Annotated in this window: 13 protein-coding genes; 7 read left to right on the plus strand and 6 right to left on the minus strand. The window is 62.5% G+C overall.

The window, feature by feature from the left end; all coding sequences use genetic code 11:
- Nucleotides 1–213: 213 nt before the first annotated feature.
- From ACVWWN_RS11290 to ACVWWN_RS11300, 3 genes are all read left to right on the plus strand, one after another.
- Entirely contained in the window at nucleotides 214–1587 is a 1374-nt protein-coding gene (locus ACVWWN_RS11290) for a toll/interleukin-1 receptor domain-containing protein (RefSeq protein WP_457143970.1), read from the plus strand.
- On the plus strand, nucleotides 1584–5174 hold the full coding sequence (locus ACVWWN_RS11295; RefSeq protein WP_457143971.1) for an nSTAND1 domain-containing NTPase: 3591 nt from the start codon (nucleotides 1584–1586) through the stop codon (nucleotides 5172–5174). The genes ACVWWN_RS11290 and ACVWWN_RS11295 overlap by 4 nt, the downstream gene beginning before the upstream one ends.
- A gap of 77 nt (nucleotides 5175–5251) precedes the next feature.
- On the plus strand, nucleotides 5252–6184 hold the full coding sequence (locus ACVWWN_RS11300; RefSeq protein WP_457143972.1) for an endonuclease I family protein: 933 nt from the start codon (nucleotides 5252–5254) through the stop codon (nucleotides 6182–6184).
- A 608-nt stretch (nucleotides 6185–6792) separates the two neighbouring features.
- Here ACVWWN_RS11300 and ACVWWN_RS11305 read toward each other — a convergent pair.
- A complete protein-coding gene (locus ACVWWN_RS11305) occupies nucleotides 6793–6975 on the minus strand; it encodes a reprolysin-like metallopeptidase (RefSeq protein WP_457143973.1) in 183 nt (60 codons plus the stop codon).
- A gap of 342 nt (nucleotides 6976–7317) precedes the next feature.
- Between ACVWWN_RS11305 and ACVWWN_RS11310 the strand changes: the two genes are divergently transcribed.
- From ACVWWN_RS11310 to ACVWWN_RS11320, 3 genes are read left to right on the plus strand one after another with little or no spacing between them, the layout of a single operon-like run.
- Nucleotides 7318–8664, plus strand: coding sequence for a S8 family serine peptidase (locus ACVWWN_RS11310; protein ID WP_457143974.1), 1347 nt, complete (start codon nucleotides 7318–7320; stop codon nucleotides 8662–8664).
- Between the two features lie 49 nt (nucleotides 8665–8713).
- A complete protein-coding gene (locus ACVWWN_RS11315) occupies nucleotides 8714–9034 on the plus strand; it encodes a hypothetical protein (protein WP_457143975.1) in 321 nt (106 codons plus the stop codon).
- Nucleotides 9035–9039: 5 nt separating this feature from the next.
- The gene (locus ACVWWN_RS11320) at nucleotides 9040–10110 is read left to right on the plus strand and encodes a M14 family metallopeptidase (RefSeq protein ID WP_457143976.1); all 1071 of its coding nucleotides are present in this window, start codon (nucleotides 9040–9042) and stop codon (nucleotides 10108–10110) included.
- Here ACVWWN_RS11320 and ACVWWN_RS11325 read toward each other — a convergent pair.
- Nucleotides 10096–10413, minus strand: coding sequence for a phospholipase D-like domain-containing protein (locus ACVWWN_RS11325; RefSeq protein ID WP_457143977.1), 318 nt, complete (start codon nucleotides 10411–10413; stop codon nucleotides 10096–10098). The genes ACVWWN_RS11320 and ACVWWN_RS11325 overlap by 15 nt on opposite strands.
- 102 nt (nucleotides 10414–10515) lie before the next feature.
- Entirely contained in the window at nucleotides 10516–11337 is an 822-nt protein-coding gene (locus tag ACVWWN_RS11330) for a DUF5995 family protein (protein ID WP_457143978.1), read from the minus strand.
- A 279-nt stretch (nucleotides 11338–11616) separates the two neighbouring features.
- On the opposite strand from ACVWWN_RS11330, the gene ACVWWN_RS11335 reads away from it, so the two are divergent.
- On the plus strand, nucleotides 11617–12087 hold the full coding sequence (locus ACVWWN_RS11335) for a peptidoglycan-binding domain-containing protein (protein WP_457143979.1): 471 nt from the start codon (nucleotides 11617–11619) through the stop codon (nucleotides 12085–12087).
- Nucleotides 12088–12821: 734 nt separating this feature from the next.
- Here ACVWWN_RS11335 and ACVWWN_RS11340 read toward each other — a convergent pair.
- The 3 genes from ACVWWN_RS11340 to ACVWWN_RS11350 all read right to left on the minus strand — a co-directional run bounded on the left by ACVWWN_RS11340 (nucleotide 12822) and on the right by ACVWWN_RS11350 (nucleotide 15593).
- On the minus strand, nucleotides 12822–13028 hold the full coding sequence (locus ACVWWN_RS11340; protein ID WP_457143980.1) for a hypothetical protein: 207 nt from the start codon (nucleotides 13026–13028) through the stop codon (nucleotides 12822–12824).
- A 226-nt stretch (nucleotides 13029–13254) separates the two neighbouring features.
- Complete coding sequence (locus tag ACVWWN_RS11345; RefSeq protein WP_457143981.1) at nucleotides 13255–13701, minus strand: hypothetical protein; 447 nt, start codon at nucleotides 13699–13701, stop codon at nucleotides 13255–13257.
- 656 nt (nucleotides 13702–14357) lie between these two features.
- On the minus strand, nucleotides 14358–15593 hold the full coding sequence (locus tag ACVWWN_RS11350; protein ID WP_457143982.1) for a S8 family peptidase: 1236 nt from the start codon (nucleotides 15591–15593) through the stop codon (nucleotides 14358–14360).
- Between the last annotated feature and the right edge of the window lie 56 nt (nucleotides 15594–15649).

Raw genomic sequence — 15649 nt, forward strand, 5'->3', positions numbered from 1 at the left:
CGCGACGACTCCCATAGTCGGCTGTCGTTCTATACGCGATTCACCAAGCAGACGCCCGTCGAAAGTCGAGTAGTGGATTACCCTACTTCGCTCTCGCATCGGCGCGCACCATAAATCCGTGCCTGGAGCATTCGTGGGCCACGCCGCGCTGGTGCTGCGCCATCCCAGCGCTGCCACTCGTTGTCCGGCGCCGGCCGAATCGAGCATGTAGGTATGAACGACGATTTCTGGGACGATCTCCTCGCGCATATTCGGCAGCGGGTGCTGGTGCCGGTGGTGGGGCCGGATGTGACTTTGGTCAATGACGGCAGCGCAGACCAAACCTTCAGCACGTTGGTCGGCCAACGTCTCGTCGAACGCTGGAACCTGTCGGTGCCGCCCGGGACGACGACCATGGATGAAGCGGTGGCCGCGTTTGTGCGCGAGCGAGGCCAAGACGAGATTGAGCGGCTGTATCGCGTCATCAACGACATCATCGTCGACGTCGATCCGGAGCCTGGTGATGCACTTCGCGACCTCGCGGCGATTGATGACCTGCGCTTGTTCGTGAGCACAACGCCCGATCGGGTGCTCGCGAAGGCGATCAATGAGGTGCGCTTTCGGGGGCGGGCGATGACGCGTGAGCTCTCGTTCTCGCCGAATCAGTCGACGAGCGAACAGTCGCTGAATGCGAAACCGGCCGCGGCCACGGACACCGTCGTTCTGAGTCTTTTCGGCCAAGCCGCCTCGACGCCCCAGTACGCGATTCACGAAGAGGACCGACTGGAATGGATGCACGCGTTGCTCAGCGACAGGGCAAGCCTTCCTGACTGGGCCGGCTATCAGCTGAAGGAACATCCGCTGCTCTACATCGGCTGTGAGATTCCCGACTGGCTCGGGCGATTTCTCTTGCGCATGTCCAGCAACAGCCGGTTGTCGATGGAACGCATTCCGTTCTTTTTGGCCGGTTGCTCGGCGTCACGAGAACCGTTGCTTTCGAGCTTCTTTTCCACGTACTGCCGGAAGACCCTGGTTCAGCAGTTGGACATGGAACCTGCCGCGTTCGTCGCGGAACTGCGTGCGCGCTGGCAGAAGCAGGCCGGCGCGAGGCCGCCCGAGGTGGGTGGTGGCGCCGCGGTTGTTGCGGCTGCAGACACACCGACGATATTCATCAGCTACATGCGGGAGGACGCGGACGCCGCCCGGCGCGTGTACGACACCATCGCAGGTCTCGGCGGCGACGTGTGGTTCGATGAGCGGCGGCTGAGCCCGGGCGACGCGTGGGAACACGAGATTCTGAACGGCATTCGCCGAAACGTCCGGTTGTTCATACCGATCATCTCCGCGAATACCGAACATGCGGACGAAGGCTACGTCTTCAGAGAATGGGACGAGGCCGCGGACCGCGCCCGCTCGATCCCGAGCCGGCGCTTCATCGTGCCCATGGTCATTGATGACGACTATGACGGCAATCCCAGTTGGTACCGCCAGATGCCGGATATCTTCCGGCGACTGCACTTTGGCCGAGCCGCCGGAGGCGAGCCGGATGCTGAGCTCATCACCGTGCTGACCGAAGAAATTCGCAATATGCGGCGGACAGCGGCATGACTACCACAACGTTTGGCACGCAACTCGACAACGAGAACCCGTGGCCGGGGCTGGAGTCGTTCGAAGAAAATGCGCACGACTACTTCTTCGGACGTGACCGTGAAACGGTGTCGTTACTGAATCACGTGCGCGACGCCGCGGTTACGGTTCTGTACGGGCGCTCCGGACTCGGGAAGACGTCGCTGCTACGGGCCGGTCTGTTCCCGGCACTTCGCGAGGAGAACTTTCTGCCGATCTATGTGCGCTTGGAGCTTCAGCGGGGTTCGGCGCCTCTGTCAAACCAACTACACCAATCTGTGTGCGAATCGATTCAGGCGAACGCGCCCGATTCGCTGCGGCCCGCCGACGATGAGTCGCTCTGGGAGTATTTGCATCGCAAGGAGTTTGAGCTCTGGAGTGCGCACAACTATCCGCTCACACCGGTGATCGTTCTCGATCAGTTCGAAGAGCTGTTCACCCTCGGTGAGCGGGTTCCTGAGCTGGTCCGGGAGTTCATGAACGACCTCGGCGACCTTGCAGAGAACCGGATCCCGACTGAGGTGGCCGCACGGATTGACCACGACGAGACCGAGGCTGCCCGGTTCCAATTCCGGTCGCACAACTATAAATTGCTGATCACGCTGCGCGAAGACTTTCTTCCGAACCTCGAGGAATGGCGTCCGCTGATTCCCGCGCTCGGGCGTTCGCGGTTGCGCCTGCTTCCCTTGCGCGCAGAAATGGCATTGGATGCGGTGCAAAAGCCGGCCGCCCATCTGATGACGGCTGACTTGGCGGAGCGGGTGGTGCGTATTGTCGCCGGCGAGGACCTCCACTCCGGCCGAGATGCGTCGTGGGTCGACGTTGATCACGTCGCTGACGACCTCGCGGACTCGGACGTGGAACCCGCGCTGCTGAGCCTGTTCTGTCGTGAGCTCAATGAGGAGCGAAAGCGGCGCGGGCAGGAGCATTTCGACGAGCAGCTGGTCGAAGATGCCAAGAGCGACATCCTCTCGAACTACTACTCGTCTTGTGTGCGTGATCTGCCACCGGGTGTCGCGGAGTTCATCGAGTCCGAATTGATCACCGAGAAGGGTTTTCGCGACAGCTATGCCCGGGAGGACGCCGTGCCGTCGCGTCTTACCGACGATCAACTCAGTCGCCTGATCAGTTCGCGGTTGCTGCGGCTCGAGGAGTACCACGGTGCCCAACGGATCGAGCTGACACACGATGTGCTCACGGGCGTCGTGCGCGAACACCGCGACCGCAGGCGGGCAGAAGAAGAGACGGCGGAGTTGGCGGCCCGCGCGGAACGAGAGAAGCAAGAATTTGCCGAAGCTGCCGAGCGGCATGCGGTCGAACTCCATCGCGAGCGCCGCGCGAGCCGGCAATTGCGGAAACTTGCAACAGCGCTGGCGCTCGTGTGCGTGGCGGCGATCGTGCTGGCTGCGGTGGCAGTGCTCAACGTGCGCAAGGCATCCGATGCGCGCAACGATGCCGACGCCGCGTTCATGGACGCGACGGCACAAAGGTTGTTTGGAGAGTCGCAGCTGATGCTGGCGGGGCTGCAATCGGGCGGCAGCGACGATGTGCTCGGCATGCAAGAGTTGCTGGCCGCGATGGCCATCCCGTCGAGATATCGGGGCGCAAAGAATCCGCTGCTGAGTGCGCTGAACCAGGAGCGCGACCTGCTCAAGGTGATCGATCTTCCGGAGGCGGTGTTGAGCGCGGCGTTCAGTCCGGACGGCACCCGGATCGTGTCGGGAAGTACCGACAAGACCGTGCGGTTGTGGGATGCCACCACCGGGAAGCCGATCGGGCAGCCGCTGCGCGGTCACGACAACTGGGTGACGACGGTTGCGTTCAGCCCGGACGGCGCACGCATCGCCTCGGCCGGCATGGACGGGACGATCCGATTGTGGGATGCGTCAACCGGCCAGCCGATCGGGCAGCCGATGCGCGGCACCGGCGCTCTCGTTGCCGGCCTGGCGTTCAGCCCGGACGGCGCCCGGATTGCCTCGACCGGCCTCGGCATCATTCAGCTGTGGAATGCGGCAACCGGGCAGCCGATCGGCGAGCCGCTCTCGGGCCACGACCCATCGAGCATAGTTTTGACCGTTGCGTTCAGCCCCGACGGCGCCCGCGTCGTGACCGCAGGTACCGACAAGACGATTCGGTTGTGGGACGCTGCGACCGGAAGGCCGATCGGAGAGCCGTTGCGCGGCCACGACGAAACTGTCACGAGCGCGGCGTTCAGCCCGGACGGCACCCGGATTGCCTCCAGCAGCGAAGACAGGACCGTCCGCCTGTGGGACGTCTCCACCGGGCGCCCGGTGGGTCAACCGCTGCGCAACAACGCCGTGGCGTTAAGCGTCGCGTTCAGCCCGGACGGCGCCCGCGTCGCCTCCGCCGGCGGCGACAAGACCATCCGATTGTGGGATGTGGCGACGGGTCGCGAGATCGGCACGCTCAATGGGCACGATTCGGTTGTCGAGAGTGTGGCGTTCAGCCGAGATGGCCGGCGACTGGTGTCTGGCGGTGACGACAACACCATCCGGGTATGGGACCCGACCAGTTGGCAGCCGATGGCCGGCCACGACGACTCCGTGTCGAGTGCCGAGTTCACGGATGATGGCCGCCGCATCGCCTCGGGCAGTAAAGACAACACGGTGCGGTGGTGGGACACGGCCACGGGACGCCCGATCGGGCAACCGCTGCGCGTCGGCGATTCGGAGGTGGAGTCGTTATACCCGTTCGGACAGGACCGGTTGTTATCAATCGGATCGGACAATACCGTCATCCGGATGTGGGATGCGCACACTGGCAAGCCCATCGGTGAGCCTCTGCGCATCCCACCCGACATCCTCAACCTGCGATCGATCAGCGGGCAGGACACGACAGCCCGGATCGCGGCGACGGTCGACCTCGGCACCGTCCAGGTGTGGGATGCCACCGCCATGCGGCCAATCGGCGAACCGGTCGTGCCCGGACAGGTGGTGACCAAGGTCAGTTTGAGCGAGGACGGGCGGATGCTGGCCACCGGCGAGTCCACGGGGACCAACGGGCAATTCCAACTCTGGGACGCCGACACCGGCAAGCCGATGGGCGAACCGATAAGAGCAGATGGGATAGTCAGCACGCTCGAGTTCAGCCGCGACGGCAAGTTGATCGCCGTTGGAAGCATGAGTGGGTCGGTATCTGCTCTGCAGCTGTGGGATACCGGCACGTTCCAACCCGTCGGAAGCCCGATGAAACTGGATTCCGTAGGCGCCTCCGAGTTCAGTCCCGATGGGCGGATTCTCGCGACTGGCGGCACGGACGGCGCCATCCGGCTGTGGAATGTTGCCGACCAGACCCAGCTCGGTGCACCGCTCACCGGTCACACCGGTCCGGTGACCGACTTGGACTTCAGTCCGGACGGGACGAAGCTTACGTCGGCCAGCGACGACCACACGCTGCGACGCTGGCCGATACCATTCCCTTCGCCAGAGGCGTTGTGTGCCAAGCTGACCCATAACATGAGTAGGGAGCAATGGAATCAAGTCGTCGCGCCGGAGATCGACTACATCGCGGCCTGCCCAGGCCTGCCCGAGGCTGACAACGCCGGATAGTGCGTGAACGCCATGACATCAATTCATATTGCGAGAGCTCAGGTTTGGCGCAGTCAGTTCAGCGAGGTTGAGAGGACATGACCATGGACAGCGAGCAACTCGAGGTAATCCGACCGATGTCTCCGGGCTCAGCCGAACTGGACGAAGCCGTCTTGGACGACGGGCTGGTCAGTCTGGCCGCGAACCGGGATCGTCCCTATTACGTTGCTGCGGTCGACGCCGACGCGGCCGCACAGTACTACAGCGCCGTGGACGCGACAACGAGCGGCCCAGACCTTCTGCATGCGCTGAAGACGCTCGTGACGCAGACGCACACGCATACGCCGCGCTACAAACCGGCAGTCATGGTGTACCCGTGGGTAGACCTGCATCCCGACCGCCAACTCCGGTCGATCTACTCCGGCAAAACGTTTGACCCCGAGGACGTGATCCGCGACGATGCGCGCATCGAAGCGGAGCGGACGATCCGCCTGCGAGATCTCATGACCCGGGAGGTGGCAATCGGTCCCGACGCCTTCACCGACGAGTTGGCCGAGCTGGACGCCCTGATGCCTTACAACTGCGAGCATGTGGTGCCGCAGTCGTCGTTCGCGAAGAAAGAGCCGATGCGCGGCGACCTGCACCATCTGTTCACCTGTGAATCGCGCTGCAACAGCTTCCGCAACAACACTCCGTATTTCGACTTCGATGATGCCAGAGCCGTGATGGACGAATGCGGCAGATCGGAATCCGGCCGGTTCGAACCCGTAGCAGGCAAGGGTGCGGTCGCCCGTGCCACCCTGTATTTCCTGTTGCGGTATCCCGGCTTGATCGGCGACGAGTCGCGCGAGTTACAGGCTGAACGCCTGCCGATCCTGCTGGCCTGGCACGAGGCAGAACCGGTGGGAGAGTGGGAGCGTCATCGCAACGCTGCCATCGCCGAGATCCAAGGTAACCGAAACCCGCTCATCGACAACCCACAGTGGGCCTGCCGAATCCCGTTCCAAGCAGCGTTTGGCAGACCCGCCTGATAAGAAGGTCAGCCCTCAAACGGGTCACGCACGACCACGGCCGCATAACCATGCCCGTGCATGGTGGGACGTGCGGCAAAGGCCACCGCAGACCTCTTTGGGGAAGGCTGTGCGCACGCGTCAACACCGATTCGAGTAGTCGGCGCTCGTGACGCAACGCCGAAGGACTGCTTGTATGTAGCTGTAGGGCGTGGAGTGTCGATGTCCCGCAACCCATCAGAATCGGACAATCCAGTTCGTCGATTCGGTTGCCGCCGCTTGCCTCCGGTGAGCCGGCGACGTCGATCTCGGACAGCATCCGCGCCGCACGCAGGGGTGCGAAATGAGCGAGATCCGGTTTACCAATGAAACCAATTCCACGGTGCGGGCGGCGGTGATGTTTCACTCGCCGTACGGCTGCGCGGCATATGGCCAGTGGGGAACCCGGGAATGGTGACAGATCGCGCTTGGCGGAACGGCTTTCCCGTCGCGCACCAAGAACCGCTACGCGGGCTAGTACGCCGAATCCGCGAGCGGGAAGATCTGGTCCGGTGACCGCGGTCCGGTGTACGTCTAACAGTAGGCGTTTGATTTGTGCATCGGCATCGCATCCACCGCGGCCCGCCCTGTCAACATGCGTTTGATCGATACCAACGGCAACAATCTGCGTATTCGGCTGACGAACTAGTCAAGCCGCGGGGAAAGGGCTGCAACGGTCCGCGGCACGTTGTTGTAGACGATTCCGGTGAATGATTCTGGTGCTCATGCGGCATCCCCACCGTGTGGCCGATTTCATGGGCGGCCGTGGTCAACCCATAGGGCGACTCGAGGGGCTTCCCGAATCGAGTAGTGCGCTACTCGCGCCACCGCGACGCGGGCAGGCCACAATCCAAGAAGACAGTCAATCGGGTCCACCGCAATAGCTGGCCCGTTTAGTAAGCCGAACCAAGCCGGAGGAGTTCAGCATGGACCGGGAGTATTACTCGCGAGGGGAACGCAAGTCGGTCGAGGTTCTCGATGACGTGGTCGCTCTCAAGGTCACACCAGACGACCGCGGCCTACTCCCCGCCGCTGAGACGCTCGGCACCGAAGTTCGGGCTGCGGATGCGGGCATACCGCGGGAGGCGCTCGAGGCGTTTCAGAATGCGAATTGGTTGTTCGTCGAACCGGCGCCCGACGTGTCGCGCTCGCTAGATGCCGGGGAGCCCCCAGCGGGAACCGAGGACGTCGGGGTGGTGGTCAGGCGCGACAACGGCACCGTTGGAATCGCTACGCAGCGGCTGAACGTTCAGGTTACGGAAGACTTCTCTGAAGCCGAAGCGGAGGCAATCGTGACCGACGCGGGCCTGCGGGTACGTGGCCGGCTGCGTTTTGCACCGAATTTGTTCGAGGTGGATGCCGGGCCCGAAGAAGATTCTCTGGCGGCATCGATGAGACTGCACGAGGACCCGCGGTTCGAATTCGCGGAGCCGGCGTTCACCGAACACATCCCGGTGCGCATGACGCCAACCGATCCGCGGTTCGACGAACAATGGCAATGGGCGAACACCGGCCAGAACGGAGGACTGGCCGGCGCGGATGTCGGTGCGGAAAAGGCATGGGAACAGACGCGCGGCAAAGGCATTCGCGTTGCGATCATCGATAACGGCTTCAGCGCCGAGCATGAAGACCTCAAAGCCGGCGTGGTGGCCAGGGTATCCGGCTTTTTCGCTGACGACACCGATCCCGCGACGTTCACGCCGGGTACGGTCGGGATGCCCGACGGCGATCACGGCACCTTTTGTGCGGGCATGGTCGGTGCCCGACACAATAACAGCGCCGGAGGCTGCGGCGCGGCGCCGGAATCCGAATTGATGCTCGTTGCATGTTTGGGCGACCAGGTCGGCACTCAGACGACATTGGCTCGCGCGGTGGCCTATACGGCCGACCCTTCCACCGAAGGGGGCGACGGGGCCGACGGGGCCGACATTCTGGTATCGAGCCTAGGACCCAACGGAGCGGACTGGGACCTGACCCAGACGTTGGATCTGGCGCTGCAGTTTGCGGCGGCCAACGGTAGGTCTGGTCGCGGCTTGGCGATATTCTGGGCCGCCAGCAACGGCAGAAACGTTGATGTCCTGAAGGACAAAGTCGTCTCCCATCCCGACGTCATCGCTGTCGTCCGGTCGACCAGAAAAGATCTGGAGGACAACGCGGCCCGCGGCCCCGAAGTTGAATTGATCGCGCCAGGTGTCGATGTTTTCAGCACCACGGGCGATGGTGCCTACGGGACGAGCACTGGCACAAGCTTTGCCGCGCCATGTGCGGCCGGATGCGCGGCGCTCGCGTTGTCGATGAACCCCCGTATGACGCGTGATGAACTGCGAGCGGTCATGCACGAATCCGCGGGCAAGATCGGCGGAGTTGTGTACGACGCCAACGGGCACAACGATGACTACGGGTTCGGCCGGGTGAACGCGAATGATGCTGTGCAGATGGCGGTCTCGTCCATACAGGTGTAGTCAGCGGCGATATTCATGAAGACTCCACGCACGTCGAAAGGAAAATGGGATGACTGAGGGGCCTGTCTTCCATGTCGAAGTTACGGCCGGATCCCTGGCTGATCTCAAAGCTTTCACCGATGAAATACAACCCGATGATCTTGGCTGCCGTCCCGTCGTGCGCCGTCGAGGTACAGAATTCGTACTCGACGCCTACCTACCGGAAGCACAACTCGACACCGCACGCGGGTCGCGCGCGGCAGGCGGTGTATCACTCGAGGTGGTCGAGAATGTGACCGAGGTCGGGGTGCAGCGCCAGCAGGAGGTTGGAGAAGGCAACCGATTCACCGCTCGCGGGGCAGTCCCACGCGGGCTCGGACGCAAGGAGTGAGTGCGGTGGCCTACCTCAACGTCGACGAAATCGAATCCGCTTTAGAGAACCTTGCCGCAGCCTACCCGGCGACAACGGAGTTGATCACCGTTCCCAACTCCACCCATGAGGGGCGCCAGACCCATGTTCTCCGTTTGGGTGCCACGGACGCTGAACACGACGACGTGCTGATCCTTGGCGGTGTGCACGCCAGGGAATGGGTGCCGCCGGATGCGCTGATATCGCTGGCGGCCGACCTGCTGGAGGCCTTTGACCAGGGAACTGGATTGGGCTACGGCGACAAGAGTTTTGCCGCGGGCGAGATCCGGCAGGTGATGCAATCCCTGAACGTCCTCGTCTACCCCTGCGCCAATCCGGATGGCCGTCAATTCAGCCAAACGGCGGATCCGCAGTGGCGAAAGAACCGAAACCCGAATGGCGGCGGATGCGTCGGCGTAGACATCAACCGCAACTTTGACTTCCTGTGGGATCATTCGGTGAAGTTCGCGGCCGATTCGGGGGTCAGCGCTTCCGCTGATCCGTGCGACAGGAACGTCTACCGGGGCCCTTCCCCCGCGTCAGAAGCCGAGACGCGCAACATAGTCTGGCTGTTGGACAGCAGTCCCCATATCCGTTGGCATATCGATGTGCACAGTGCCGTCCCGATCATCTTGCACAGCTGGGGGAGCGATCAGAATCAGACAGCGCATACCGCACAGAATTTCTTGAACAGTTCCTTCGACCAGGTACGGGGCCGCAAGGACGACACCGCGTACGGCGAGTACATCTCCGAAGATGATCTCGACATCGTCACCTCGCTCACCCAGCATATGGACAAGGCCATATCGGAGGTCCGCGGTGTCGGCTACGGCGTCGAGCAAGCGTACGGTCTGTATCCGACTTCGGGTGCCAGCGATGATTATGCGTTCAGCCGCAACTTCGCCGACAGCGCCAAGACCAAGGTCTACGGCTTCACGATCGAATGCGGCCGCAGTTTTCAGCCGACATGGGATGAAGCCGAGGACGTCATCCGTGAGGTATGCGCGGGCTTGATCGCGTTCTGCCTTGCGGCAACCGAATATTCAACCCAGGGCTGAACTCTGGGGTTGCAGCGGCGTCCTGTCGCGACCATCGGGGTCGCCGTCACACTTCGTCATAGTCGGCTCGCTCCACCCTGATGAAGCGCCTTTGCCGAGGGCCTCGCGGGAGACGTCCTCATCGCCGAACATCTCTTCGGGACGCCGGAACGCGGTGCGCCGGTCAACGTCGAAGATCCCCTGAAAATACTGTGCGATGTCGCGATGCGGTAACCACAGGCCGGCCTCGCGGTTCTTGGTGACCGCGAAATCGGACCAATTCTGCGAACTGACCAGGACCGCGGCACCATCAATGATGACCATCTTGTTATGACAGTGCACCAGCCCGTTGTCTTCCACCCGTATCGGCTTGAGTGCCTTCCTTTCTCGTGATCGGCAGGTGGACGGGAGCCGAAATTCGTCAGGTCACAGGATTGTCCTGACCGGCGCCGGTGTCGAGGCAATCTCATCCAATGCCCTGAGGTTGTACGTGATGTCGCGGCTCTCGCGCGCGGCGATGGCGCTGACGAACGCCGAGATCGGCAGCGGCGGTTTGTAGAACAGCGCCCCCTGCTGGGCTATCTGAAGGTCGCGGAGCACGATCGCGGCGGGATCGGCGAAACCCGGCGTTGCCGCCAGGATCGTGGCGAATCTCCAGGCACTGTCGCGATAACCCTGCACCGTGTCGTTGATCAGGCTGATCTCGTCGTTCTTCAGGACTGCATACAAATCGGCTAACACCGGCGAGAGTTCGTTGATGTCGTCGACCGTGCCGGTCACCTGGCTGGCCAGCACGGCGTTGATCCGATTGAAGTCTTCATGCAGCGTGGTCAACTGCGGGCCGGGACAGATAACCTCGGCGGCGATCCCGAGATCGAGACCGATGTGCGTGTTCACCCCGGCGAACATGTGTTGCGCCAGAATCGGCTCGGGTCGACTCGCCGCGTCGAACGTGACCTGCCATGAATGTGTCGGTCTGGGAAAGCGGTCCGGGTGGAAGTGTCCGTTCAGTGCATTGAAATAGCGGTTCGCAAAAGCCGCGTCGAGCCGTTCCAGCCGCGCACCGTCCTCGAACTGGCCGTCGGCCACGGCGACGCCGACGGCGACGGTCACCCTCTTGTACAGCGCCGCGAAGTACCCTAACCGGCTGGACGCCTCGATCGACCACTCGATGATCGTCCCGAGTGCATCGACGACCTGCTGGATCGTCGTTGCGGCGGGTATCGGTGGCGGCGGTGTCTTCGGCACGAAGACATTGTTGCTCGTCCTCAAATTTTTTGGCGTGCGATTCGTCTTTGTGGAGGCGAACTCGCAGCTTTCCGCGAAAAGCATCTGATAGCCGAGATTCGTATCAATCTCTGGTAAACGCAGTGCCGTGACGAACCCGGCCTGCCTGCAGACGCAACAACTAATCCGCGAGAAGACCCCAATCAAGTAGTCAACTACTCATGCGTGGCGTTATTCGCAGTAGTTACTCTCCGCTTGTTACAAACGACCGAATGCAGCCCAAACGAAAGGAAGAGGGCCATGCCCCCATACCCCACCGTCACCCTGAGGAGCGGCGATCAGGGAGATCAGGTCCGACGTTTACAGGTGCTGCTGAACCACGACTATCCGGCGTATTCCAAGTTGGAGGAAGACGGCGATTTCGGTCCGAAGACAGAAGCCGTGATCCGCGAGTTTCAGCGCCGTGCCGGGTTGCCGGTCAACGGCATCGCCGGTCCTGAGACACTGATGAAACTTGACGAGTTGACAACTCAGGAAGGCGGCGGCGACCAGACGGGCTGCGGTGGCGGTGTCTTTGCCGGCCCCAACACCTCGTGCGAATTCGCCCACAACGTCCGTGACACGTACTTCTCTGTACCCGGCGACTCGGTGAAGATCGACGTTTTCAGCCCGGTTACGAAACAGACCTACACCATGGCCTGCATCAGGTCCGGTGACTGGGTCACGTGCCGGGGCGGAAACAACGCGGTAGTCACGTTCAGCCTTGGCTAGCGTGTACCTATGACTACCGCGGTCGACGAAGGATGAGCTGACAGCTGGTACAGCCCGCCTTCTTCGGAATACCGCCTATCCGGTGGAATCGCTTTCAGCGGCAACGGTAGGAGTCTTGTTCGGTATCGCGGTGTTCAGGAAATACCGAGTCGCTTGGGCGTCCATCTTGATCGCGTGGCTGGGCAATTCGTCCGGCGAGCGCCGCTAACGTGCAGCCACGACGCTGATTCATAAGTCGATCAATGTGTCGGCCTTACGCTGCTACGAGTTCAAAGACCTGCGACGCCAACCTTTCTCTGTCCTCCTTCAACAATCCGTAGGTAATAGTTCTCGGCGCCGCGCTGCCAATGTTCGGCTGACATTTTCAGATCCCGTCTATGACGGCCCGGCCGCGAATCGGCGCGGTTTCGCCGGCGCGAATGCACCAGGCCGTGACTAGCACTGAGGCCTGCGAACAGCCCATCCCATCGTGTCGTCGTCAAGCAGCCCGTGACCGTCTGTCGGCGGGTCGTGCGTCAGTTTGTTACCTGGTGGCTCCGCAACATGCTGTCCCAATCGGCGGATACTGCATCTGAACCGCGGCTCACAAGCAAGAGGGGCACGATGACGCACTTACATCCGCTGCGGTCCGCGACCACTATCGGCCGCCGGGCGGCAGTATGATCGGCGATCGCTGTTATGCCACGGTGCTCCTCGATGAGGAACTGTGGCGGTCGCTGACCGCGCTGGAGCCGTCACGCGAAGTGGCTTGGGTGCACGGATGCGAACTCGACCACGGTCACGATGGCGACCACCATGCCCTGGCCTACCGCGACGGCCCGCTCGGTTACTGGCTTCGATGGGACGAAAGGCACGTACCCCATATCAGCAATACCGACCGGCCCGACCCGCTCACGCGAGATGCCGCCCCACGAGGTGAGCCGCGCGGTCAGCCACCACACGCAAAGCCGACCATGGCCGCGCACTCGTCGACTGCTGAGTCCGCTGTGTCAGAGAACTGCCGGATCCCAAGCCGACGCGCTGTGGGCCATCGCCGCCGCGCTGGAGCGCCTAGCTGACGTGATTCTCGGCGCGCCCAATCCTGAGGACACGCCGGGCCGCCACGCAGCCGGCCGCGACATGCACTCGTGACCCACGACTTGCCGAGGAAGGTGTCACTCGGCAACGTCAACAGCAGGAATGCGATCCCAACCCCATAAGGGGCAGCTGTCGGGCGCAGGGATCGGATCGCAATTTATCCGGCCAGGCTCGCACCGAACAGCGCGAGACGTTCGATACCGAATAGGGCGGCGCATCCGATATCGGCGATGGGCGCGTATTGGAGTCGAGTAGCCGTGGTGCGACGAAGCAGCTAATTCCGGCAATGAAAGCAAAAATCACCAGGAGCAGCGTGATTTCCAGCGGGATATTGCGAGACATTCGAGGCGTCCGCGCCATATCTTCGCCTGCGCCGTACTCGGCCTCGAGTTGATGGTCGGTGACCTCGCGATCAACGACCCAGGTCGGTGATTGTTTGGGCGACACCGCCGGGGGCCGTGCGACCGTCCGTGTAACAATGGTGACAGCCATCGACGACTGGGCCTGATACAAGCCTTGTCCCGCTCCGACTCTCATACTTCTCACACCCTTTGAACGCTTGACCAAAACCCGTCAGCATGAGCTTGCGCTGCTTCTGGCTCGCACGAATGAGTAGACGACTACGCGTTATACGGTCGCTACGTACTTGCGTCGGGATCTGAGTTGCGTCGAGAGCGGGCGCTCGCCTGGCGACGGGCTTCAGCGCCGCACTGCGATGGCCTGATGTCCAGCTTCGCCGCGGAGACTGCCGTTTACCTGCCCGCGGGGAATTGTGGGCGACGCAAAGAATGCCGCTGATAGCGCAGACCTGTTATTACCTGTCGCTGATTGGGCTGTCGCCGGGGACGGTATAGGGCGCCCGCCGATACCCGTCGATCCGGCGGATAGCCTACTTGGCCGGGGTGAGATAGCCCAGGGCTCAGTGACGGTGCCGATGGTTGTGCTCGTGTTAGAAGTCGCCGATAACCACTCGGCCCGACGCGGCATTTCCACCCGAAACCAGGGTGCACACCACGAAGATCCGCGGGACTGCCCTCGATGCCATTCTCCTCATCGTCGCGGTCGGAACCCCGACGCCGGTGAGTTGATCTCCGACGCCGAGGTCGTCGAAACCCCTGCCCGCTACGCCGCGGCCACACGCTGGTCGTGCGGCTGTCGTGGTGCGCTGGATCAGAGAAGCCCGCTACCTCCGACTACGCCTGCGGCGCCCGAACGATGCCCGAACCTACATCTAATGGATCCGTGCCGGCTGCAAGGCTGCCGAAAGTAGCTTCGCCAATCAGCTTGGCCTGGAGTAGAACTGGATTCAGAGGCCCCTGCTGCGCGAGCTTCTCTGCCCATAGGGCAGTGACCCCGGCGACGTGCGGTGTAGCCATACTTGTTCCGCTCAGCGTGCGCGTACCGCCACCACGTTTCGCGCTGACGACATCGACACCCGGCGCGGCGACCGTGGCACGGGTATTCGAAAAGGGTGCGACCACCAGCCCAGCGGCACTCTGCCCGAGCGCTGCAATTGCGATGATCCCCGCGGATGCAGCAGGTGGCGCCACGTTGATCTCGAAGGGCGGAGTTTGATCCCTTCCGCTCTCGTTCCCGGCAGCCGCGACCACGAGGACGGTCTGCGCTACAGCAGCCCTCGCACCGAGCAGATTCGACAGCTGTTCGAACAGCCTGACGTTGGCTCGGTACTGTTCGAGCGCAATTGACGTGGCCACGGGAATGCTGAAGCCGTTTTCCGTTACGAGTGTTTCGACCCAACCTGGAAAGTCGATGCCTAGCGACATCGAAATGACGTTTGCCCCGTTGTCGGCGGCCCAGATCATTGCCTCGCTCAGGATGTCACTTCCGCCCCCCGCGGGTCCGCCGAGTACCTTGCCGATCAGCGCCTGTGTTACACCCGTGGCCACTCCTATCCGAAGTCCACCCACCTCGCGACCGAATATTGTTCCGGCACAGTGGGTGCCGTGCCCAACATCGTCGTTGGCGCTCGCCGCTCCGGTGAAATCCTTCTGGATGAGGTTTACTCCCGTAAAGGCTGGATGGGTGGCGTCGATTCCCGTGTCGAGGACTGCCACCGTGACTCCGTCGCCCGTGAATGGTGAGGTAGGTGCACCAACGGCAGCGACTCCCCACGTCGTCGGGCCTGCCTCCGGAACGACGCCCGGCGGCGATTCGAGTGGTTCCACGAGCTTCATTGGCATGGCAGGGGCGAAACCGAGCACGGTGGGGTCGTTGATGATCGCGCGAACCGTGTCTCTGCTGACGCGCTCATCGAACTCCACCTTGACGTTCGCCGCTGCCTCTGCGGCGGCCGCCTCTGCGGGGATGGCGCCCACGCCGGCATTCGGGTCTCGCGTAGCACCCAGCGCAGGAGCACGTAGGATAATCAGCTTCTGTTTGTAACCCTCTTCAGCAGGCTTGTCAGTCATGTCTGTCTCCTATTGTTTGTTTCTGGTTACCGGCGGCAGTCCGCCGTCGGTGTTGG

This window comes from Mycobacterium sp. URHB0021, from assembly GCF_054057895.1.

Bases quoted from the DNA above. Each gene is read 5' to 3' on its own strand.
- ACVWWN_RS11350 (WP_457143982.1), bottom strand. From the start codon at position 15,593: ATGACTGACAAGCCTGCTGAAGAGGGTTACAAACAGAAGCTGATTATC.
- ACVWWN_RS11295 (WP_457143971.1), top strand. From the start codon at position 1,584: ATGACTACCACAACGTTTGGCACGCAACTCGACAACGAGAACCCGTGG.
- ACVWWN_RS11335 (WP_457143979.1), top strand. From the start codon at position 11,617: ATGCCCCCATACCCCACCGTCACCCTGAGGAGCGGCGATCAGGGAGAT.
- ACVWWN_RS11345 (WP_457143981.1), bottom strand. From the start codon at position 13,701: ATGAGAGTCGGAGCGGGACAAGGCTTGTATCAGGCCCAGTCGTCGATG.
- ACVWWN_RS11290 (WP_457143970.1), top strand. From the start codon at position 214: ATGAACGACGATTTCTGGGACGATCTCCTCGCGCATATTCGGCAGCGG.
- ACVWWN_RS11315 (WP_457143975.1), top strand. From the start codon at position 8,714: ATGACTGAGGGGCCTGTCTTCCATGTCGAAGTTACGGCCGGATCCCTG.
- ACVWWN_RS11300 (WP_457143972.1), top strand. From the start codon at position 5,252: ATGACCATGGACAGCGAGCAACTCGAGGTAATCCGACCGATGTCTCCG.
- ACVWWN_RS11325 (WP_457143977.1), bottom strand. From the start codon at position 10,413: ATGGTCATCATTGATGGTGCCGCGGTCCTGGTCAGTTCGCAGAATTGG.